The 6,538-nt window shown below is 60.6% G+C and carries 6 protein-coding genes; 2 read left to right on the plus strand and 4 right to left on the minus strand.

From position 1 onward, the window contains the following. Window positions 1–86: 86 nt before the first annotated feature. The 4 genes from ACQRBT_RS00245 to ACQRBT_RS00260 form a co-directional block, all read right to left on the minus strand. A complete protein-coding gene (locus ACQRBT_RS00245; RefSeq protein WP_060756954.1) occupies window positions 87–866 on the minus strand; it encodes an ABC transporter permease in 780 nt (259 codons plus the stop codon). Next, window positions 863–1,795, minus strand: a complete 933-nt coding sequence (locus ACQRBT_RS00250; RefSeq protein ID WP_060756953.1) for an ABC transporter ATP-binding protein — start codon at window positions 1,793–1,795, stop codon at window positions 863–865. Before ACQRBT_RS00250 ends, ACQRBT_RS00245 begins: the two co-directional genes overlap by 4 nt. A gap of 132 nt (window positions 1,796–1,927) precedes the next feature. Continuing rightward, entirely contained in the window at window positions 1,928–2,545 is a 618-nt protein-coding gene (locus tag ACQRBT_RS00255) for a glutathione S-transferase family protein (RefSeq protein WP_104995951.1), read from the minus strand. 56 nt (window positions 2,546–2,601) lie between these two features. Further along, complete coding sequence (locus ACQRBT_RS00260) at window positions 2,602–3,261, minus strand: transglutaminase-like domain-containing protein (protein WP_205345447.1); 660 nt, start codon at window positions 3,259–3,261, stop codon at window positions 2,602–2,604. 190 nt (window positions 3,262–3,451) lie between these two features. Between ACQRBT_RS00260 and ACQRBT_RS00265 the strand changes: the two genes are divergently transcribed. After that, on the plus strand, window positions 3,452–5,899 hold the full coding sequence (locus ACQRBT_RS00265; protein WP_412047747.1) for an acyl-CoA dehydrogenase: 2,448 nt from the start codon (window positions 3,452–3,454) through the stop codon (window positions 5,897–5,899). 75 nt (window positions 5,900–5,974) lie between these two features. Further along, entirely contained in the window at window positions 5,975–6,382 is a 408-nt protein-coding gene (locus ACQRBT_RS00270; RefSeq protein ID WP_060756949.1) for a PA2817 family protein, read from the plus strand. Window positions 6,383–6,538: the final 156 nt, after the last annotated feature.

The raw sequence follows: 6,538 nt of genomic DNA on the forward strand, positions 1-6,538 counted from the left end.
ATGGCGGTGGACCAGTCACCTTATTGATTGACTGACACACCGCCATCGGGAGCAAGCCCCCTCCCACATTTTTACAGCGTTCGACCTTACGTACGCATACCGCGCCCGCTCACCAGCAGCCTCGCGCAACCGATGTACAACACCACGGTAGCGATCAGCATAAAGGTGATCGCCACGCTGATCTTGATATCCGATACCCCCAGGATGCCGTAGCGAAAGGCGTTGACCATGTGCAGTACCGGGTTGGCCAGCGACACGGTCTGCCAGAACGGCGGCAGCAGGGTAATGGAGTAGAACACACCGCCCAGGTAAGTCAGCGGCGTCAGCACGAAGGTCGGGATGATTGAAATATCATCGAAGTTGCGTGCAAAGACCGCGTTGATAAACCCCAGCAGCGAAAAGATCGTCGCCGTCAGCACCACCACCAGCAGGGTGACGCCCAGGTGATGCACTTGCAGATGGGTGAAGAACAACGACAGCAAGGTCACGATCACGCCGACCATCAAGCCACGCAGCACGCCGCCCAGGGTATAGCCGATCAGGATGGTGTGGGGCGACACCGGCGACACCATCAGTTCTTCGATGGAGCGCTGGAACTTGCTGCCGAAGAAGCTGGAGACCACGTTGCCGTAGGAGTTGGTGATCACCGACATCATGATCAGCCCCGGCACGATGTACTCCATGTAGGTAAAGCCACCCATGTCACCGATCTGGCGACCGATCAGGTTACCGAAGATCACGAAGTACAGGACCATGGTGATCGCCGGCGGCAGCAGGGTTTGCGGCCAGATCCGGGTAAAGCGCTTCACTTCGCGGTAGACAATGGTTTGCAGGGCAACGAGGTTGGGTTGCAGTTCGGAACTCATACCGCCACCTTCGCCAGATTTTTCTCCACCAGGGACACGAACAACTCCTCAAGGCGATTGGTTTTGTTACGCAGGCTCAGCACTTCGATGTTCTGAGTCGCCAACTGGGTGAACAGCGCAGTGATGCCCATGGCCTTGTCCACCTGGACCTCCAGGGTGTGGCCATCGACCAGCCGGCTTGGGTAACCGAGCAACTGCGGCGGCGCCGACAGATTGTTTTTCAGGTCCAGCAGGAAGGTTTCCACATGCAACTGGCCCAGCAGGTTACGCATGCTGGTGTTCTCGACGATGGTGCCGTGGTCGATGATGCCGATATTGCGGCACAGTTGCTCAGCCTCTTCCAGGTAATGGGTGGTGAGGATGATGGTAATGCCCTTCTCGTTCAGCTCGGTCAGGAAGGTCCACATCGAGCGACGCAGTTCGATGTCCACGCCCGCGGTGGGTTCATCGAGGATCAGCAGGCGCGGTTCATGAACCAGCGCACGGGCAATCATCAGGCGACGCTTCATTCCCCCGGACAGCGAGCGGGACGGCACGTCGCGTTTGTCCCACAAGCCCAGTTGGGTGAGGTACTGCTCGGCGCGCTCCTTGGCGACTTTCGCCGGGATGCCGTAGTAGCCGGCCTGGGTCACGACGATGTCGAAGGTCTTTTCGAACTGGTTGAAATTGAACTCCTGGGGCACCACGCCGATGGCACGCTTGAGCGCCGCAGGGGATTTGTCCAGGTCATGACCAAAGATATTCACGCTGCCGCTGGTCTTGTTGACCAGGGTCGAGAGGATGCCGATGGTCGTGGATTTGCCGGCGCCGTTGGGGCCGAGCAAGGCGAAAAAGTCACCTTCGGCGACGTCCAGATCGATACCACTCAAGGCCTGGAAACCGTTGCCGTAGGTTTTGGTTAGCTGCCGGATGGACAGAGCGGAACTCATATCGGATTACGCACCAAAGAAGGGAATAGACAAGATAGATGAGGGCGCACCGCAGGTAGTTCAACCTGCGATGCACGGGCATGGTGCGTGCCCACGTCGCACAAGTACAGTCACCCGTATTAATAGTAGGTATTAAGTCAACGCAGTCATCACGGCTTTGCGGTACGCCGGGCGTTGCTGCAGGCGCTGGTACCAAGCCTCCAAATGCGGCATTGCAGGACGCTCGATAGGCATTTCGAACCAGGCGTAAATAAAGCAGCCCAGGGGGATATCACCCATGCCGAATGCGTGGCCGGACAAATAAGGCTGCTCGGCCAGGGCTTTGTCCACGGTAGCCAAAGCATCGATACAGGCCTGGCGCCCAGCGTTGATGCTGTCCCAGTTCTGTTTTTCCGCCGGGGTACGCACGATGCCCCAGAACACTGCCTTGAACGGCTCGGCGAGGGTCGAGGTGGTCCAGTCCATCCACTTTTCGGCGTTGGCGCGGGCTTGCACGTCGCTCGGGTAAAACGCCGACGCATGCTTGGCGCACAGGTAACGCACGATGGTGTTGGATTCCCACAGCACAAAATCACCGTCTTCGATCACCGGTACCCGGCCATTGGGATTCATTGCCCGATATTGCGGCGTGTCGACCACGCCAAAAGCCCCGCCCGCATCAATTGCCTCATAGTCCAGGCCGAGTTCCTCGGCGCACCACAGTGCTTTCCTGACGTTTGATGAATTTTTACGACCCCAGATCTTCAGCATGACCGCGCCTTATCGTTGATGAACATGGCTTGATGAATGCAGCAGCATACGCCGGTTCACGCGCGGCTTGAATCGCTGTGCATGTCGCCCAGCAGGGGCGGCATGTCCTCGTTAAACAGGTGTGGGTAGCACTGCTGAATGTGGGCGAAAAAAAACGCTTCGGGCACGTCCGGAAACTGCCCGTGCTCCAGCACATATTCCATCGAGCGTCGGCCCTGACGGTTGAATGCGTGGAAGATGCTGTCGTGAATGCCATCGAATTCCAGTGGCGGTACATCGAACAACTCGCACAGTTGCTGGTTGAACGCCGGCGTGGCCTTGACCCAGCGGCCCCGCAGGTACAACTCGGTGTAGCCATGCATGGCGAATACATCACTCTTGAGCAGCGCGATCAGGCGGGGAGTCGACAGATGATTACGCACATCCGCCAGGCCGATGCGCGCCGGGATACCGCAATGGCGAGCACACGCGGCGAGCAGGGTAGCCTTGGGCACGCAATAGCTCTCGCCGGTGGCCAGGGCGAAGCTGGCTTTCAAGCTGCCGGGATCGCGGCTGAAGGTGTAAGGGTTGTAGCGAATAGCCTCACGTACGGCGTAGTAAAGACTGACTGCCTGGTCACGCGGATCCGCGCTCGGACCTCGATGTTTTTCGGCGAACTCCACCACCGCAGGGTGGTCACTATCGATGAAGCGGCTGGGACGCAGGTACGTATCCATAAGCGTTATCTCCGAGACATGCCTGGAGTTTAACGACAGGTCTGCCCTGGCGATAACGACGATTCGGCCAAATGTCGGCGCCTGGTGATGGTGCTCCCAATACAACTCGTTACACCCTGATCACCGCGCTTTTTCGGATGCCGACTAAGCTCCAAGGTGGTTTCGCCCCTGGTTTCACGGAGGATTGAATATGCTGTTGTTGTGGATACTGGTTCTAGTGTTCGGCATTGCCTACCTGGCACACCGCCGCACCGCGCCCCTGCCCGCCCTGGGCGTGGTCGCCGTCTACCTGCTGGCGATGGGCGCCTGGAGCCACGCGCCGGGCTGGCTGTTGCTGATCTTCTGGGTATTGATCGCGGCAGTCGCCGCCCCCCTGCTGCTGCCCGACCTGCGTCGTCAATACTTCACCAAGCCACTGTTCAACTGGTTCCAGAAAGTCCTGCCACCGATGTCCGAGACCGAGCGCGACGCCATTGATGCCGGCACCGTGTGGTGGGATGGCGAACTGTTCAGCGGCCGCCCCGACTGGGACAAGTTGCTGGCCTACCCCAAGGCCCAACTGACCGAAGAAGAACAAGCGTTTATCGACGGCCCCACCGAAGAACTCTGCGCCATGGTCAGCGACTGGGAAATCGGCCAGGCCATGGACCTGCCGCCCGCCGCCTGGGAGCACATCAAGACCCACGGTTTCTTTGCGCTGATCATTCCCAAGGAGTACGGCGGCAAGGGTTTCTCCGCCTATGCCCATTCCCAGGTGGCGATGAAGCTGGCCACGCGCAGCGGCGACCTGGCCTCGACGGTGATGGTGCCCAACTCCCTCGGCCCGGCTGAACTGCTGCTGCATTACGGCACCGACGAACAACGCAACCACTATCTGCCACGCCTGGCCCGTGGCGATGACATCCCCTGCTTCGCCCTGACCGGCCCGCTGGCCGGCTCCGACGCCGGCGCCATGCCCGACACCGGTGTGATCTGCAAGGGAGAATGGGAAGGCAAGGAAACCCTCGGCCTGCGCCTGAACTGGGAAAAACGCTACATCACCCTCGGCCCGGTCGCGACGCTGCTGGGCCTGGCCTTCAAGGCATATGACCCGGACCATCTGCTGGGCGAAGAAGAAGACCTGGGCATCAGCCTTGCGCTGATCCCCACCGACACCCCCGGCGTCGAAATCGGTCGCCGTCACCTGCCCCTGGGTGCCGCGTTCATGAACGGCCCCAATTCCGGCAAGGATGTGTTCATTCCCCTGGAATACCTCATCGGCGGCCAGGAAATGCTCGGCAAAGGCTGGATGATGCTGATGAACTGCCTGTCGGTTGGCCGTTCGATCTCGCTGCCTGCCGTGGGCACCGGCGCCGCCAAGTTCACCAGCCTGGTGACCGGCCAGTACGCTCAGGTACGTGAACAGTTCAACGTGCCGCTGTCGGCCTTCGAAGGTATCCAGGAAGCCCTGGCGCGTATCGGCGGCAACGCCTGGCTGATGGACAGCGCACGCATGCTCACCGCCAACGCCGTGGACCTGGGGGAAAAACCTTCGGTGCTGTCGGCGATCCTCAAGTACCACCTCACCGAACGCGGTCGCGAGTGCATCAGCCACGCCATGGACGTGCACGGCGGCAAGGGCATCATCATGGGCCCGAACAACTACCTGGGCCGTAACTGGCAGGGCGCGCCGATCTTCATCACCGTGGAAGGCGCAAATATCCTGTCGCGCAACCTGATGATCTTCGGCCAGGGCGCCATTCGCTGCCATCCGTTCGTGCTCAAGGAAATGGCCCTGGCCGGTCGCGAAGACCATGACCAGGCTCTCAAGGAGTTCGATGGCCTGCTGCTGCAGCACATCGGCTTTGCCGTGAGCAACGCCGCCAGCACGCTGGTACTGAACCTTGGTGTGGGGCATTTCGAGAAAGCCCCGGGCAACCGCTTGAGCCAGGGTTACTTCCGCGCCTTGAACCGCCAGGCCGCCGCGTTCGCCCTGCTCGCCGACTTGAGCATGATGCTGCTCGGCGGCGAGTTGAAACGTCGTGAACGCTTGTCCGCACGCCTGGGCGATGTGCTGAGCCATATGTACCTGGCATCGGCCGCGCTCAAGCGTTATCACGACCTCGATTCGCCGGATCACCTGGAGCCGCTGTTCGCCTGGGCCATGGAAGAAAGCCTCGGCCAGTCGGAGCACGCACTGGATCAACTGTTGAGCAACTTCCCGAACAAAGTGCTCGGTTGCCTGTTGCGGGTGATCGTGTTCCCGTTCGGGCGTCGCCATACCGGACCGTCCGATGCGCTGGATGCCGAAGTGGCCGCGGTGATCGGCCGGGCCAAGGGCGACCCGACCCTGGAGGAGTTGCTGGCCGGCTGCTACCGCCCACAATCGGCGGAGGATCCGGTGGGCGCACTGCAACACGCCTACGACCTGCTCGGTGCCGGCCAGCCCTTGCAGAAAAAACTGCACACCGCGCTCAAAAGCGGCCAGGTCAAACCCGCTGCGGGCGAGCATGTCATCGATGCCGCGCTGAACGCAGGCGTCCTGCAGGCCGCCGAAGCGCAGACGCTGCGTGAGGCTGAAGCCGCGCGACGCAAGGTGATCGACGTGGACGATTTCAGCAAGGAAGAACTGGCCCAGGCTGAGGGTAAAGTCCGCTGAGTCGGGCGGTCATATAATTACGGGCGCTTGAGCTATATACTCTCGCGCCCGTTTTTGCTTTAGAGGACTTATCTCGTGTCCAACGCCGTTGCCGATCATCTCGTCTTGCTCGACCACCTGCGCAGCATCCTGGTTGCCGTCGGCGAAGCCGAACAGGTGCCTGAGGAAAGCCATGCGCTGTTCCTGGAGCGTTTCGACGAACTGCGCGCCCTGCTGCCGGTCGACCCCATCGAAAGCCAGTACCTGGGCCAGGACCTGATGAGTCAGGTCATCCTGCGCTACCCGCAAATTGCCCATCTGGTGCCACGCGACCTGCTGTGGTTCTTCGGCGGCGATTGCCTGCACTTCATGCCCGACGAAGAACTGGACATGTACCAGGCCCTGGAAGAGCGTCGCTATGAGGCCGAACAGAACGACGAACCGTTCGACTGGAACCAGGAAAAGCAGCTGCTTTCCATGCCTCAGGACCAGAGCAAGCACTGATCTTCAGGTGGGAGCGGGCTTGCCCTAATGCCAGTCAGTTAAGAGGACCTGCCACGACCAAACTCTGTAGTGAGCGGGCTTGCCCCGCGCTGGGTGGCGCAGCCGCCCCAACAAAGACGCCACGGTAATTCAGAAGGACCGAGGCGCCCGGGTTTG

This window comes from Pseudomonas sp. R19M (assembly GCF_050312585.1).
Taxonomy (GTDB): Bacteria; Pseudomonadota; Gammaproteobacteria; order Pseudomonadales; family Pseudomonadaceae; genus Aquipseudomonas; species Aquipseudomonas palleroniana.